Below are 16,892 nucleotides of genomic sequence, written 5' to 3'. Positions count from 1 at the left end.
GATGACATTCCGCGCCTTGCCGATCGACTTCAGCTTGCCGTAGATGACCTGTTGCCAATTTTGGATGCTGCTGTTCTGCTAGGGTTTGCTGAAGTTTCTCAGGGGGATGTGCGCCTGACGGAAATTGGACAGGACTTTGCCACAACTACCATTCTACGGAGCAAAGATCTCTTTCGACAGCAAGTCTTGAGTCATGTTCCAGTCCTAAACAGCATTGTGCAAACCCTGCGAGAAAAACAGAGCGGCTCTATGCGGGCAGATTTCTTCTTAGACCTTTGGGATGAGCATTTTCCCCACGATGAAGCCGAGCGTCAGTTTGCTACGGCAGTGGACTGGGGACGTTATGCTGAATTGTTTGAGTACGATGCCAGCGAGGATCGGCTTTATCTACCTGAAGCGAACTTGGATGTAGAGAGCAGTGCTGCCCTCAGCAGTGGCGAAGACGGCTGACACGGCACGTAGCACTATCTAGCTCGCTTCGCCATTTCACTGCTCCAAGGCAATCATCCCTAGGCGGCTTGGGGCACTGCTTGCACTTGAGCTAACAGGTCATGAAGCTCGGTACCTTCAATCACTTCTATCTCTAGCAAGCGTTTTGCGATTGTTTCCAACAGACTACGGTTGTGCCTGAGAATGGCCAGTGCCTGTTGATGGGCAGATTCAACAATTTCTTTCACTTCCTTGTCGATCGCCTCAGCGGTTTGTTCGCTAACAGCGCGGCGAGGATTAGGGGCACCATTGGCTAGAAACATCGATTGCTGCTTTTCATAGGCCAATGGCCCTAGCACCTTGCTCATGCCATAGGTCATCACCATCCGCTCTGCCAAATCCGTAGCCCGTTGTAAATCATTGGATGCTCCAGTGGTAATGCTACCAAAGACGATTTCCTCAGCCGCTCGGCCTCCCAGCAGAGTAGCAATCTGACCCTGAAGCTCACTTTGATCTAACAGAAACCGATCTTCTGTCGGCAGTTGCAGCGTGTAGCCAAGGGCTGCCATGCCACGGGGGACGATTGAAATTTTTTCTACCTTGCCACTGCCAGGCATGAGAGCACCCACTAGGGCATGACCTACTTCGTGATAGGCCACGATCGTCTTCTCTTTGTCGCTTAAAACCCGGCTCTTCTTCTCCAGACCCGCTACGATGCGCTCGATCGCCTCACCAAAGTCTTCCTGGGCGACGGTATTACGGTTTTTGCGAGCAGCTAACAATGCTGCCTCATTCACCAGATTAGCCAAGTCTGCACCAGCAAAACCAGGTGTGCGGGTGGCGATTGCCTTCAAATCCACATCATCCCCTAACTTCACCTTTTGGGCATGGATTTTGAGAATAGCTAAGCGGCCATTCAAGTCAGGACGATCCACAAGCACCTGACGATCGAAACGACCAGGACGTAACAAAGCTGGATCCAGTGTTTCAGGACGGTTAGTGGCAGCTAACACAATTACTGTCGCTGACCCAGCGGAAAATCCATCCATTTCTGTAAGCAACTGGTTAAGGGTTTGCTCTCGTTCGTCATTACCGCCGTAGAAACCACCTGCTGTCCGTGATTTGCCGATTGCATCTAGCTCATCAATAAACACGATGCAAGGAGCCTGCTTCTTAGCCTGTTCAAACAGGTCGCGCACGCGGGATGACCCTACCCCCACAAACAACTCGATAAACTCGGAACCAGAGATGCTAAAGAAAGGAACGCCCGCTTCTCCAGCTACAGCCTTTGCCAACAGAGTTTTGCCAGTACCCGGAGGGCCAACCAACAACACGCCCTTGGGAATGCGAGCACCGATCGCTGTGAACCGATCGGGCATTTTCAAAAAGTCTACGATCTCCACGAGTTCTGCCTTGGCTTCCTCGACTCCAGCTACATCAGCAAAGGTAACTTTGGCTGTTTCACCCTCCACATAAACCTTGGCACGACTCTTGCCGATCGACAAAACACTCTGTCCGCCACCAGCACCACCAATGCCCCGTCCTACAAAGAACTGCCAAATAGCAACAAAAATCAGTGGTGGCAGCACCCAACTTAGTAAGCTACCGAACCAATTATTTTTAGGGGGCGGAATTGCAGCAAACTCTACACCATTCGCCTCCAGCAACTCTGGCAATTTCAGGTCAAAAATAGGGGTCGTTGCCAACACTTGACCAGGCTGATCGCCTTGACCCTTAAGCTGGTATTGAATCTGGTTTTGTCCCACGGCAGCTCTGGCCACCTCTCCTTCCTGTACTTGATGCACAAACAGGCTGTAGGGAACCTGGGGAATGCTGGGGCCAAATAACCCAGGCAAAAACAGATTTATTAGTAAAAATGCACCAGACAGAGCTAGCAAGATACCACCAATCTGTCTGGAACGGGATGGTTGAGGGGTTTCTTTAATCGTCATAGCAGGTTATTATCCTTTGTTGTCCTACGACATTAGCTCTGAACACGAACTGACTTGCAACCACAGCTTGCAAGGTTTGGATCCGAAATTAATACAAAGGTATTGACTTTGTTCATTTCTATATTTATGGTAGTAGTTCGCAAGAGCTGTTTTGGAACTGTTTGCCAGTAGATGATGGCGAGAATTCCGCACCTAACACTGGCACCCGCCCACTGAGCCTGTATACGAGCCTGTACCCTAAGAGAGTTACTGCGATTGCAGTGGTGCCTCTAAGGCCTTAGAAATGCGATCAAATGACTCCTGTAAATGCGCCCTTGTTGCTAAGTCCATCTCTTCCCGCTGGCGATTGAGGGTGCTGCCAATGCGATCGCGCAATTCGCGCAGGTTATACCAAGCTAGAGCACGGGCATCCTCTGGAGCAGCATCTGTACGAACAGCAATGATAAACTCTGGGAAGGTGCGGGCAGTCTCTATGGAATTAGTTCGCAACACCATATTGATTAACAAGTTCATATACTGACGCTGCGCCGCTCGACGGAGACTGGAGATCTTGAGGGGCTGCTGATTACTCCATAGTTCCGTCCAAATGCCAGATTGTAGACTAGCAAACAACTCTGGTAGCGTTAGGGTTTGACCCGGTGACGACCTAAGCTCATCATCTAACATCCGAGTTAGGCGATCGGACGACAACAAATCACTCAAGACCAGACTTTGCAAAAACGTGATTTGATCGTGCAGTGGATAGTCAAGCCGGTAGTCTAAAAAGCTACCCCAATGATTCCAGCGCGAGGGAGCTAACTCACTCAACAACGCAGGGGAAAACTGAAATGCTTGGTCGGAAAATACATATTCTTGCAACAACGACAATGCCTGCCGCTGTTTTTCTAGGGCCACTGGCTCAAAGGGTCTAGGAACACTTGCATCACCCCGATGGTGACGATAAAAATGCTGCCCACCCACGTAGGGCACTAAGTCAAATATTTGGCTAAAGTAGTTGCTGAGAATGGTATCAAAGATTTCTCGTACTTCCTCGTAGCTTTCTCCTCGTCCTGGATAGCGCTTTTCTAGACGCTGCCAAAGCTTGCGCGCCTGATCCATACGCATCTTGGCATGGACTAAGGTATTGCCACTCAGGTCAAAGGCGTTCACTTCTGGGTCTAGAAATGCAAGCAGATCTTCGTCAGTGGCATAGGCTAAGTCTGGCTCTGGCGATCGACTAGCAATTTTTTGCAGGATAGGCAACTCCTGGCTGGGAATTACAGCCTCGATCGGGGTGTAGCCATAGGCGATCGCCCACTCATCATAGGGGCCGACCACACTTGTGAAATAGTCACCCTGAGTCTGGCCATCGGGGGCAATGTTAGGGGCGTTGTAGTCCATAACTGATCCCACCAAGCCTTTAGTACGGGTAATGGCCGTATTTTGTAACTCTTCTGGCTTTAGCATGGTGCTACCCCGAAAGTTGTGCCGCAACCCTAGGGTATGACCAACCTCGTGGGCAGCCAACTCGCGCAAAAATTCATGCAGAAACCGTTTCATTTCATCACTACTAGGTAAGACGTTGCGAAATGACAACATCACTAATGCACTACGCATGTGGTTGGCGGCTTCCATGCCGTAGCAAAAATCCTGCTCTCGCAAACGTTGGGGGATAACTCGCAGCGATCGTCGTTGGGCTTCAAATCGCTCTGGCAGGCGTAGCCACTTTTCACGACAGAGGTTGTGGCTATTGAGCAGTTGTGCCATAAAGTCTTGGGGTTGAGTCTGCCGCAAATCTCCAAATACCCGAAACTGGTTGCGAATATATCTCACGAAGTCAGCAGAAATGGCTACATCCGCATCCAGAATCTGGCCTGTGAGAGGGTTTACCCTGGAGGGGCCAATGGCAAAAATGGCATCGTTAGCATGGAACCAGCGAATTGTGTTGTAGCGAATATCGGCTGGATCCCAGTCAGCTCTGTCCGGCATTTGTTTAACTTGAATCGCGTCCTTAAATCCAGCCTTTTCAAAGGCACGGTTCCACATCAACACACCCTCACGGATGGGTTGGCGATAGTCTAGGGGAATAGTGTTTTCTAACCAGAAGACGATCGGCTGCTTTGGAGGTGACAGGGCTGCATGGGGATCTTGCTTTTCTAGATGCCAGCGATTGATATAGCGCACAAACCGCTCACGATTGCGATCGTCTGAGAAATCTTTATAGGCTGTGATAAAGTAGCCCACCCGACTATCAGCCAACCGAGGACGGTAGTTGTTATTACTAGGCAGCTCGGACAAACTGTACCGCACTCGCAACGTAAAGGCTCGGCCATCAGCCAATGCACTCCAGCCAGAGTTTTTACCTGAGAAGTTAAAGGTTACTTCTAATTCAACATTTTTAGGAAATGCCTTAGCTAGAGAAAACCGGGAGTTATCAGTGTCAAGCGTATAGCCACCCTCAACCAACTCTCCTAGGGAGGCAGAAAGGCCGCTAATATCGCTGATGAATAGCGGGGCAAAGTCAATGAGCATTGTCTTTCGCTGCTCGTGGATGCTGCGAATAGGCAGGGAATAGAGTACTGAGTCGCTAAATGATCGTTCTACTGATCGTTGTGCTGGACTACCCCGTTGCGCGCGGAAGTTCACATTACGCACTACAAACTCTAGGTTGTTATTAACACGGCGAAAATAGAACACCAAATCACCTAGGGGCATCCCTCGATACAGCCCATACTGACCAATACCGGACTCCAGGGTAAAGGTGCAGAGGTAGGTTTGGTTTAACTGGGTGGGTGAAATCTCCGCATAGATTTGGCCAGTTCGGTCATTTTGATACAACGTAAACAGCCCGGATAGGCGCTTGAGGTTTTTAGTGACTCTGTCAAAGGGTTTAAGATCAGGCTTGTTTTCCTCAGTCCCGCTGTCAGCACTACTGCTAAAAGGGCTAGGCAAGGGTTTTGGGGGCGGTTGTGTAGCTACAGATGTGGCTGACGGTTGGGCAATGGCAGGTGACGATCGACCCCAGGCTGGTTTTAGTGAAACTCCTGGTTGATGAACCCCCAACACTAGAGCAAGCAACACTCCTACGGCAAACGCAGTTCCCAGTGCAATTCGTCTCATGTGTATCCAACGCGGCAAACGACGGTTTCAGGACTAGATACCCAGCATTCAGGCTATTGAGAAACAAAATCCAGCCCCAACCAACCCTAACCTAGAAATTTGGAAATGGTGTTAATTGTTAACGATTGTCGAGCAACGATAAGTAAGCTGGTCTTAGCGTAGGGCAAAGGCTAATGCTTGGGTGACCTCAGACCCAAAGTTGTTGTCACCAATGATAATCAAGCTGCGCTGTCCGTTAGGTAACTTGGGGCCAAATGTCAACCCCTCTAAGTTCGTCAGCTTTAGCCCCAACTGCGTTAAATCGAGCAGTAACGTCTTCTCGACGGGTTTGACAGTCTTGGCCTCTGGAGACTGGAGACTTGCGATCGTCATCACATTAGTCGCGTCTTTAATTGCCACTCTATACAACCGAACTGCATGGCCAACTCCAGACGAGAAAGAGCGCTCTAGTGCCAACAAGTGGCCACGATCGTCCAAGGCCAGCAACTCTACCAACCCATTGGTGTTGAAACTATCAGCAGGCACTGGAGGTGCAACCACTGGATCAGTCACATAGACATATTCAGCATCCACAATATTAGCTGGCAAGCGATAGCGAACAATTCTCACCAGGCTACCCGCGGTCAGCGTAGCTTCGGCCCCATCTTGAACTAGGGCATTTTCATTAGCTACGTACAAAAATCGTTGATTTGGAGTCAGGGTTAAGCTCTCAAACGCTAGGTTTTGCCGCACCCCTTGGCGAGTCGTGGGGATAAATTTCTCTGGCACTGGCAAGTTTTGTAAGTGCTGCCCCTGGAGAGAGATGCGCCGTACGAAGGGGGCAATCTGGGTGCGTGCATCACCCTCAGAGGAAATCCACAATGTACCGCCACGGGTGAGGGCTATGCCTTCAGGGTCAACAGTTTCAGAGGGAAAGGGGGTTCCATCAATGTTTTGAATAATTGTTACGGCTTTGACTGCCATGCCATCGGATTTCAGAGTTCCCTGGCTGAGATCAAGGGTTAATGTGTAAAACCGAGCAGGTGCCTTTTGGCTGCGATCGTCAGAAATCGCATAATACACTTGACGTTGCGCATCGTAAGTAATGCCTGATAGCCCGCCAACCTCCGTAGTCTGAAACTGCAATCCTGACGGCAGGGTGGCTTCACCTAGGAAGGTGATTGCTGTCGGGAGAGTAGCCGGGGTACGGCCCATGAGTGAACCAACTACCATCAAGCTGACTAACCCTAAAAGTACTAATTGCCAACCAGCCTGCATAATCTTCAGCATGACTATTTTTCAGGCTCCTTACATCTGTGCCACGCCTATAGTAGTTCAAATCCCTTGATTAATTTCTGACCTTAGCTACGAGTTCTAATGGCACGAGTGCAAGGTTGGGTCAGAGCTTGTGGGGGCATTGTTCCAAAACCGTTGAGATCATTTACCAACGACTGCGCTAGAGGAAAACAGCCCGTATAATTGGGGATCAGTTATGATCACACTATTAAGAATCGTTAACCAACTCCCTTATTCCAGCTACTCCTATGACTGTCGTCTATCCCCGTAAGTTACAAAACGCTCTCAGCGCCCGCGATATTCTGACTCAAGTCGTGCGCGATCGTGAAGTGCACATGATTACCCTGAACCGTTATCGCTTTAGCGAACAGCGGAGTTGTAGAGATCTGACCAATCTGGTTGAAAGCCTAGACGGTCAACCTCCTGAACTGGTTCGTGACCTATCTCATCACATCGCTGACGAAGCGCGCCATGCCATGTGGTTGACTGATTTGTTGACTGATCTGGGGGTCAGCGTAGGTAGACCACCTGGAGTCTCCTACATTGAAGAATTTGATCGCTTAGTAGATTACGAGTTTGCCGAGACCCAAGATAAGGATAGTACCGTTATTTCTGCTATCGCTGCTATCAACGTGGCAGAAAAGCGGGGATGTGAGTATTTCGCAGCCCATATCCATGCCTTGAAGCAACAGCCCCAGACTGAAGAAGTTGTCAAAGTACGGGAGACGATCGAGCGCATCTTCCCCGAAGAAGCTGCCCATGTGCGGTGGGGCAATCGCTGGCTAGCGCAACTTGCTCGTAAGAGTCCTGCCCATCGAGAACAAGTAGAAACGGCTAAGCGCCGCTATGCTGCGATCGAGCAGGCTGCCTTCTCTGCTGGCATGGACATCACCCTTGGTGCAGAATTGCGGCGTGTCAGTCGTCTGTTGGATGTAGCAGAAACTCTACCTCTGTGGCAACGTCCTCAGTACTTAATGAATCGCTTGCCCCAAGCACTGTTTGCGCCTGAACTACAAATGACTCGTGTGGATGTGGCCCAACGAGCTTGGAAGCGTGATCCCCAAGCCTTTATGGAAAAGTTCATTCCCATGTTCTTGAATGGCATCAGCCAGTTCAACAAGTCTGAAAAGCCCCAACAGGCGACATCTAAGGCATAGACCATTTAGCATCGTTGCCAACTCTGATTGGGAGTCTGTCAATGTTGGAGTTTGCTGCTTCATAGACAGGCTCCTTTTCTGTGGAGCAGGGAATCAGCGCCATTACTCCCATCCCGTTGCCGTTCGTTGACGAACCATCGCTAGTTACTGCTGTTGCGTTTATCCTGTCGGCGTTGGGCAAACCAAGCTTGTAGTTGTTCTCGGCATTCAGCCTCCATTACGCCAGACAGCACATTGAGGTAATGAAACGAGCATCGGCTCTCCGGTAGGTTCAAGACAGAGCGAATGGCACCAGTTTTGGGATCGCTCGCACCAAACACCAACAGTCCCAACCGTGCTAGCAGGATGGCACCAGCGCACATAGGGCAAGGCTCTAAGGTAACGTATAGGGTACAGTCGTTCAGGTGCCAGTTGTGGAGGGCTTGGCCTGCCATACGTAGCGCTAAGATTTCTGCATGGGCGGTGGGATCGTGGTCACGCTCTCGACGGTTGCTGGCTTGGGCAAGTAATTGGTTATTAGCCGTCACAACGATCGCCCCCACTGGCACCTCACCAGCTCTGCCCGCTTCTGCTGCTAGAATCAATGCCTGTTGCATCCAATAGCGATGGATTGGGGATGCCAGTGCTTCGGTGCTCATGGAGCGGATGCAGGGGCGATCGCCAACAGGGCATCCAACTCACCTGCTGCATCCAACCGATAGAGATCGTCGCAGCCGCCAATGTGGCGATCGTTGATAAAAATCTGGGGTACTGATCGCCGACCATTAGCGCGGGTTGCCATAGCAGCCCTAGCTTCAGCATCACCATCAATTTTGTATTCTGTGAACGACACACCCTTCCACCGCAGCAGCCACTTAGCCCGAATGCAGTATGGACAGGTTTGCCATGTATAAATTTCCACTCTTGCTTTAACAGTGTTGGCAGGTCGGTTCAGCAGGGTATTAATCGTATTAATCAGAGTGGCGATAGGACTTGACATAATCCACCTGTACGCAACAACTATTTTTAGGGTACCTTGTTTGACCAGGGCTAACTATTATGTCTGGAAATCGCTGACAAATTACGACCAGCGTTAATGGTTTTGACCTGACCAAATTGACATAGTAGACTAGGCGGCGACGTTGTTCTAGACATGAGATGACGCAACCAGCAGAACCTACGCCATCGCGCTTAGAGCCATCTCTCTGTCGTCGATCGCGCCGCTTGTTGAGTATTTTTACCATTACTGGTCTGGCTCTAGGGGGCATAGGTGCTGTCAGCTTTGTAGGCGTGAACTATTGGGTGCGTCATTACCTACCAGGGCTGTTAGCTACTGAGCTGAGCAAAATCCTAAACCGACCTGTGCGCGTAGGAAAAGTGGAAGGATTTTCCCTAAGTGGAATCCGAATTGGAGAAACAACACTACCCAGTCAATTGGGAGCGCCAGAAAGTTTAGCGATCGGTTCCATTGAGGTGGGGTATAGTCTGCCAGGGCTGCTACGACGATCGCTACCTGTCACCATTAGCCTTAATAATCTCAATGTGTCTGCCCAGCAAACCGCTGATGGCGATTGGGTGAGCTTGAATCCTCAGTTACCCCCTTGGCAAGACCTGCCAGTAAATATCAACGCCAAGGTGCGGATTAAAGATGCCCAGGCAGTCCTGCAACCCTACGGCAAACCAGCGGCAATCGTGATTCCCATCAATGGGACTGTGCAACTGTTCCAGAACCGCAAGGGGCAGGCACGTTACCAAGCAGATTTGGCCCTAGCTGGGGGACGGTTGCAGGCCAAAGGCGAAACCCAACTGCAAACAGGCAGAACTCGATTAAATGCCAAGATCAAGGATTTAGGATTGGCACAGTTTAACCCTCTTAATCCAGTGGATGCAGCAAAAATAACCAAGGGCAAGCTGACGGCTGATGTTGAGCTAGACATGCCAGATTTTGCCTTCAAGGAGTTGCCAGTAGTGCAGGGCACCGTGCAAGTAGATGATGTTGAAGTGCGGGCTGAGTCAGTTACAGAGCCACTGACTGCTAAAGCTAACCTGCTGCTACAGGGCAAGCGGGCGATCGTTCGGCAAGCACAGGGCCAATTGGCAGACGCTAGGGCAACCGTGTCGGGCACGGTGGACTGGTCAGCGGGGATCAAGGATGCAGCCGTAGATCTGGCTATCGATATTCCTCCGGTTGATCTGAATCGCCTGCGCCAAACCCTAGGCATCGAGTTGCCGATCGCCCTAGAAGGCAGCTTTCAAGGCAAGCTCCAGCTTACCGGCACCCTCTCGGATCCTGTACTAACGGGGGATGTGGACAGTAGCACCTCAACCTTTGTGGATAAGGTGATGTTTGCTCACACCCGTGCCAGCATCGCGGGGAATCGTCGCCAACTGCGGCTGCTTCAATTCCAAGCTGAGCCAACCGCTGGGGGGCAAATTACGGCTCAAGGCCAGATTTCCCTGCCCCCTAATCTCGCCGATCTGAATCCATTACAATTGCCGATTACCCTTCAGTTTCAAGCTACCCTGCCTGTAGATGGGGTCGCAGCGCCCTATAACCTGCCTGCTGCCGTTCGCCTTGGTACAGTTACCGCCCAGGGCCATGTCCGAGGCATTGTCGGTAACCCTGCTGCTACAGTAACCTGGCAACTTGCCAACGGTCGTGTGCAAAACATCGGCAGCCTCACTGGTAGCGGCACTTTAGTGCTAGCAGACTATCACCTCGCCTTGAATAGCACAGCACTGCGGGTGGGAAAGGGCACAGTTCAAGCGACTGGCGGGGCTAATCTAGCTTCCCTGCGCTGGCAGTTAGCAGTAAATGCTCGCGACCTAGATGCATCGGGCTTTAAGCCAGACCTATGGACACGATTGCAGCCAGATGTACGCGACTGCTATGGTCGAGTGTGTCCTGCCCCTATCCAGCCTGGTCTCTCCAGTCTTGCCACCCTATTTAGAGACTCTCGTCCCCTACCACTAATCAACGCCAATTTGGCACTCTCCGGTAATCTTCGGGACTTACTCTCGCCCCAGCCTACCACGACGATCGCCCTGAATACAGTCACCGCTAAGGTAGGCGGACAAATCCTCACCGCCAGTGGCAACATCAACTTGGCACAGCGAGGCAAATGGACAGCGAGCACCGTCATCGATATGGCAGTACGGTCTGATCTGGCACAACTACCGATTCGCTCAGTAGTTGGTCCATCAGTGGCTGAACAGGTGAATCTGGCAGGCATTGTTGAGTTTAAGGGTCGCTTGGTAGGACGCAACCTGCTTGGTAATATCTTCGCTCCGGATAATTTGCAACTGGTGGGAACCGCTAGCCTGCAAGGGGTGGCTGTGAATCGCTTGCAGTTAGAACCATTGGTCTCTGGAAGGGTGGATGTGGGTTTAGGACGATCGGCCATAATTGACCTGCGAGGTAAGCACGATCGCCTGGTAGCTACCCTCATTCCCTGTAAGCAAGCCCGTTGTCCCTTGCCCTATTTACCCGGTACTGTGGATATTCGCCAAGGGGAAGGAAAACAATCCCTCATCATTCAGGGAAAGCGGGAGGGCGATCACTTTCATGTTGATGTCCAAAATGTTGACCTAGCTCTGTTGAATATATCTCCCAGCAAATTCTTGAGCAGCTTGTATAGTTTGCCACCCTTGCCTGCGCCGATCGTTGGTACCATTAATGCCGATGCTACCTTCAATCTCTACACCCTTGCTACGACGGGTAGTGCGCGGCTACAGAAACTTGGCTTGGGCCATATTCAACTTGACCGGGTAGATAGCAGCTTTACCTACCAGCAGGGTGTAGTGCAATTGCCTGCTACCACGCTGCAAATTGGCTCTAGCCGCTACGACATGGCAGCTAGTCTTAACCTCCGCTCTGGAACTGTTAAGGCACAGGTGGGTGCCCAAGGCAATCTTCAAGATCTGTTGACCTTGGTGAAGTGGTTTGAGATCAGCGATGTATTCCAAGGATTGCAACTGCCCACCGTTACCAGTGTGAACGCCTTGCAAGTCGAACCCATCGGTGATCAGGATGGTTCCATAGCGGAGCTATTGGCCATTCTTGACCAGGTGAATCAGCGTCTAGCTACCTATGCCAGCCGACAGCGCCAACCCTTGCAGCCACCTACCCAATTAGCCATCAACGCCAACTACAGCGGCAAACTAGCCCTAACTGGCACCCTGAGCAATCCTACGCTCGATTTTGAATTTCAAGGGGCAGACTGGCAATGGTATCCCGATCGCGTTGTGACCATGACCAAAAACGGACAGTTGGTGACTGATCAAGGACGAGTATTGACCCTTGATCGGATCCTAGCGCGGGGAAAAATCCGGGATGGTGTGCTAACCATTGATCCCATGCGAGCCGAATTTGCAGGAGCTACTGCCAGCTTCCAAGGCAACGCCTCATTAGATAGTCTCACAGGCACCTTCCGCCTTGACCAGTTCCCCCTGGAAAATCTGCAGCAGGTGGTGAAACTACCGGCTAATCTGCGTGGATATTTTAGTGCCACAGGCACCCTAGGGGGCCGCTTATTAGCTCCACAGGTAGAGGGGAAAATGGCCATCACGGATCTTACCCTTAACAACGCTGACTTAGAGGCGATCGCGGGGGAGTTTCGCTATGCCGATGCAAGAGTTACATTTGTCACTACCGCACCAGACTATATCCAAGTTGCTACCAGCTTGCCTCTAACCCCTGGGGATGACCTGTCTCTGGACGTAAACCTGGGTACTAACGCCATTGCCCTCATTGGTGCCCTTAGTGATGGTCAGCTCACCCTCAACAGTGGTAACGGGTCATTGCAGTTTCGCACCAGTGGCACCCTTGACCTCAATGATCCCCCCCAGTCAATCCTGGCAAATCTGGTGGCTACTGGCACGATCGCCCTCCGCAACCTCACCTTCAAAACGCCCCTAATTGAGAACATGCTCACTCTAGATGGCGAAGTCTTGTTCACGATGGATCGCCTCAAAATTGAGCAACTGTCAGGACAATTTGCCAACAGCAAGCTGCTGATCAACGGTGCTATAGGGCTATTACAACCGCTTCCAGACAGCGATCCCGATGCATTGCTGCCCTTGACCATAGCCATCGATCAGGGCAGACTCGACCTCAAAACTGCCTATGCAGGCTATAACGGCTTGATCGACACCCAAATCAGTATTACCCGCAGCTTGCTGAGTCCTCTGGTTACTGGCGGCATTCGCCTGTCAGAAGGTTACGTTTCCCTCTCAGCCGATACCCTGAAATTGACCGATGCCTTTAGATCTAGCAATGGCACGAGTCCCTTTGCGGTCTTAGCAGGCTGGATGCCAGAACTAGCTAACGTTGAACTCACCTTGGGAGACGGATTTCAGATTCGTGCCCCCTTCGTATTTGTGCAGCCTGGTGGTAGCCTCAGCCTCAACGGCACCCTCAATAACTTGCGCCCAGAAGGGATCATCCAAGTCTATCGCGGTGAGATTGATCTGCTCAGCACCTTGTTCTACTTGCCCCGCAATCGTCAACATACTGTCACCTTCACCGCTACATCTGGGCTACTCAACCCATCCTTGGATATTCGGTTTCAAACCATTGTCCAAGAGCGCCCCATTACCCAGCGCCGTACTGCCCTAGATAATGAAATTCGCCAAGACATTATCCCTAACCTCCGCCCAGAAGAAATTGAAGTATACCTGACGATTAAAGGGGATTTGAAGGAATTATTGAGTGAGTTGCAGGCTGCGGGAGTTTGCCAATTTCGAGATGCAGATCATGGTTTTGTGGGCAGAGCATTCAACCGTGAAGAACTGCAACGCCTAGCAATCTGTATCGAAGCAGCCAAACAGGGAACCCCCACCAACAGCCAGCAAGCCTATAGCACGCAAAACCCCGCTGCCCGTCAAGCTGCTGCCCTACAGTTCATTAACTCATCCCTAGTTAGGCTAGAGAGCAATCCTCGCCGCACAGAGAATCAACTAGTGACATTGTTGGGAGACGAGTCACTTTATTTCATCCAAGACTTGCAACAAACCGTGCAACGGGGTGATCAGGGGGCAATCACCCAGTTCTTTGGCTACCGCTACTTGGTGGCTCCTACATTGCGCGAGACTGTTGAAGATATTAACGACTTTACCCGCCGCGCAGGACAGGGTATTGGTGCAACCGATCTGCGTGTGTTACCTACTCTAAGAGCCACTCGTCAACTTGGAGATCAAAGCTTCATCGACTTAGAGTATGACTATGCCGCTAGCCAATCTCGGTTATTGTTTCGGGCTAGCTTTTAGCTCCATGGGACAACGTCGATGAATAGAGGATACCTGTAGGGCGATCGTTGTCGGTCGAGCTAGATAGCGAGCACGGTTATACCACTTCTCTATACTAGGGCTACGGATAACTTGTAGTATGGACTTGAGTCTTGATCCCAAACTGATGGATTATGTTGCTAGCTTTTGGAGAATGAGTGTTACCACGAACTAATGGGTCATGTCGCTAGCCCTCAGAGAATTGGTATTAGGCTATAAACTTGTCACAAGGCTATTCATGGTTTCGTCTTGCTCATGCTCCAAAAGGGCACGTAGGTCGTAGGTGACAGTTGTCCTCCTTGAATCCACGGTTGCACAAATAGATATTCCTTAGTTTGCCATAGAGGAATAAATGGCACATCATTAGTAACTAGTGCCTGGAGTTGACGTAGCACTTGTTGGCGTTGATCAGGGTTCAGTTCTTGCCGAGAGCGCTCAATCAATCGATTTGCGGTTTCACTGTAGTAAAATGCTCCAGAGTCGGCAGCAGCACCTTGTTCACATCCTTTGGCAACAGATCCCTTTGTACAGCTCAGGAATGGCTGCAAGTAGCTGTCAGCATCCAGAAAATCTCCTGACCAATCCAATAGAGTCATGGGATAGATGCCATTGGCTAGATTGCTATACATTGTTGCAGAATCCACACCTTTGATATCAATCGCCAGTAAACCGTCTAGATTGAGCTTGACCGCAGCTCGAATTGTGGATGCTGCCAGTTGGTTGGTAATCAGGTTCGATCGATACCACAGTTCTACTTGCAAGGGTTTATTGGGTGAATAGCCAGCCTGGGTTAGTAACGCCTTAGCCATAGCCCAGTTGCCGTCTCCGTACCGATCTTGGAAGCCTGGTTGAGAACCCAGCAACGCAGGGGGCACTAGACTATAGAGTGGGTCTACTTGTCCTCGGAAAACCCGTTGTTGGAGGAGGGAACGATCAATAGCGGCTGCGATTGCCTGCCGTACTTCCAAGCGGTCTAGGGGAGGACTGGTCGTGTTCAAGGTCAGGAAATAAATACCAATTCCTTGACCTGCAATCACCTGCCAGCCTCGTTTTGGTGCTAGACGCTGGAGACTTAGGGCCTGATCAACATCTAAGGTTTGATAGGCAACATCAATCGTGCCAGCCTTAAAGGCCAGATAGAGATTTGCTGGACTAGAAAACCGCTGAATATCAATACCTTGGTTGGCAGGCGGTTCACCCCAATACTGGTCAAAGGCATCTAACTTCAGGGTAGTTGTGCCTACCTGGGTCAACCTGTAGGGGCCAGTACCCACAAATTGCTTAGGCTTAAAGCTGCCTTTGCCGATCGTATAGGCATTTGGAGATACAGCACAGGCTCCCGAAAACGCTAGCAGGCTAGGAAAGGCAACAAAGGGTCGCTGGAGCACGATTGTTAACTCATAGTCATCCGTAGCTTGCACGGTCTTCACCACATCTGCCAGCAAAAAGCTAGGACTGCCACCATTCTCGATAAAGCGCCGTAGTGAGAAGGCCATTGCTTCTGCATTGAAGGGGGTGCCATCATGAAAGACCACACCGCGTCGGAGAGGAATTTTATAGGTTAAACCATCGGCACTAATGGTGGGCATAGCTGTTGCTAGTTGAGGCACCAGCTTGGTTGTGCCCAGTTGATAGGTATAGAGGCGATCGCCTAGGTTATATAGCAAATTACCAGCCCAAAATCGATAGGCATCGGCTGGGTCTAGTGTAGTAGCTTCTGCGATCGTGCCTACCAACAAGCGATGAGGCCGATCGCTACTGGTAATACCACACCCTACTAACAGCCAACAACATCCTAAGACTGCTAGCCACCGCCCCAACTGCTGCCATGCCCCCATGGAACCAGCCAACCTGCTAACCCTCAGCTTCAGTGTCTAGCCCAAACACACTGGCTACCACCTTGTTCACCTTATAGCCAGAGTCGATAGTTTCCAGCGGGTCTTTACGGAGACGATGACGCAGGCAAAGCGCTGCCACCCGGCGGATATCGTCCACAGTCACCTCTGAGCGGTTCTCAAATGCTGCTAGGGCGATCGCTGCGCGATTAGTGACAATATCACCCCTTAGGCCATCTACATCCAACTCAGCACAGACCTGCGAGATTTTCACTCGTAGCTCATACTCCAAGGTGACATCGGGTAACCGTTCTTGGGCAGACACAATCTTTTGCCGCAGGTCATCTTGCTGGTCTTGATACTTATCGAGGAAATGCTGGGGGTCTCGGTCAAACTCTGTCCGTTGCTGCACAATTTGCACCCGCAAAACCGGATCTTTGACCGTGCGAATTTCAGCGTGCATCCCAAACCGATCTAGTAGCTGTGGGCGTAACTCTCCTTCTTCTGGATTCCCAGAGCCTACCAATACAAATCTAGCTGGGTGACGCACAGAGATGCCTTCGCGCTCTACCGTATTCCAGCCGGAGGCAGCCGAGTCTAGCAATACGTCAACCAAGTGGTCATCCAGTAGGTTTACTTCATCAACGTATAAAATGCCTCGATTGGCCTTGGCTAGCAACCCAGGTTCAAATGCCTTTACCCCCTCAGCAAGAGCTTTTTCGATGTCGATCGTTCCACATACTCGGTCTTCGGTAGCTCCCAGGGGCAGATCCACCATGGCTACTTTCTTCTTAACTACCTTTGGTGGCGTGGTTAGCTGCTTAACCGCATCGCTCATTAGCTCAGGATCGCTAGGGTGGCTGTTGAAAGGGTCGTCAGCT

At 50.9% G+C, this 16,892-nt stretch carries 10 protein-coding genes; 3 read left to right on the top strand and 7 right to left on the bottom strand.

The features are described from left to right. Positions 1-450 (top strand): AAA-associated domain-containing protein (locus NZ772_02280; protein ID MCS6812389.1); only part of this gene is annotated, 450 nt, incomplete at its 5' end. A 59-nt stretch (positions 451-509) separates the two neighbouring features. Here the strand turns inward: NZ772_02280 and ftsH4 are convergent. The 3 genes from ftsH4 to NZ772_02265 form a co-directional block, all read right to left on the bottom strand. Next, on the bottom strand, positions 510-2,381 hold the full coding sequence (gene ftsH4, locus NZ772_02275; protein ID MCS6812388.1) for an ATP-dependent zinc metalloprotease FtsH4: 1,872 nt from the start codon (positions 2,379-2,381) through the stop codon (positions 510-512). 246 nt (positions 2,382-2,627) lie between these two features. Further along, complete coding sequence (locus tag NZ772_02270; GenBank protein ID MCS6812387.1) at positions 2,628-5,480, bottom strand: zinc-dependent metalloprotease; 2,853 nt, start codon at positions 5,478-5,480, stop codon at positions 2,628-2,630. Positions 5,481-5,633: 153 nt separating this feature from the next. After that, positions 5,634-6,749 (bottom strand): esterase-like activity of phytase family protein, encoded by a 1,116-nt coding sequence (locus NZ772_02265; protein MCS6812386.1) that lies wholly within the window; start codon positions 6,747-6,749, stop codon positions 5,634-5,636. A 254-nt stretch (positions 6,750-7,003) separates the two neighbouring features. On the opposite strand from NZ772_02265, the gene NZ772_02260 reads away from it, so the two are divergent. Beyond that, entirely contained in the window at positions 7,004-7,912 is a 909-nt protein-coding gene (locus NZ772_02260) for a ferritin-like domain-containing protein (GenBank protein ID MCS6812385.1), read from the top strand. 140 nt (positions 7,913-8,052) lie between these two features. Here the strand turns inward: NZ772_02260 and tadA are convergent, their stop codons facing one another. Continuing rightward, positions 8,053-8,550, bottom strand: a complete 498-nt coding sequence (gene tadA, locus NZ772_02255; GenBank protein ID MCS6812384.1) for a tRNA adenosine(34) deaminase TadA — start codon at positions 8,548-8,550, stop codon at positions 8,053-8,055. Further along, a complete protein-coding gene (grxC, locus tag NZ772_02250) occupies positions 8,547-8,870 on the bottom strand; it encodes a glutaredoxin 3 (GenBank protein MCS6812383.1) in 324 nt (107 codons plus the stop codon). Before grxC ends, tadA begins: the two co-directional genes overlap by 4 nt. A gap of 179 nt (positions 8,871-9,049) precedes the next feature. Here grxC and NZ772_02245 point away from each other — a divergent pair, with 179 nt between their 5' ends. After that, the gene (locus tag NZ772_02245) at positions 9,050-14,158 is read left to right on the top strand and encodes a translocation/assembly module TamB domain-containing protein (GenBank protein ID MCS6812382.1); all 5,109 of its coding nucleotides are present in this window, start codon (positions 9,050-9,052) and stop codon (positions 14,156-14,158) included. A gap of 254 nt (positions 14,159-14,412) precedes the next feature. On the opposite strand, the gene NZ772_02240 is transcribed toward NZ772_02245, so the two are convergent. Next, positions 14,413-16,026 (bottom strand): ABC transporter substrate-binding protein, encoded by a 1,614-nt coding sequence (locus NZ772_02240; protein MCS6812381.1) that lies wholly within the window; start codon positions 16,024-16,026, stop codon positions 14,413-14,415. 4 nt (positions 16,027-16,030) lie between these two features. After that, the coding region (gene bchI / locus NZ772_02235; GenBank protein ID MCS6812380.1) for a magnesium chelatase ATPase subunit I at positions 16,031-16,892 on the bottom strand (862 nt) is incomplete at its 5' end.

The sequence above is a fragment of the Cyanobacteriota bacterium genome (assembly GCA_025054735.1).
Lineage (GTDB): Bacteria > Cyanobacteriota > Cyanobacteriia > SKYG9 > SKYG9 > SKYG9.
This window is presented reverse-complemented; position numbering and strand designations above follow the sequence as displayed.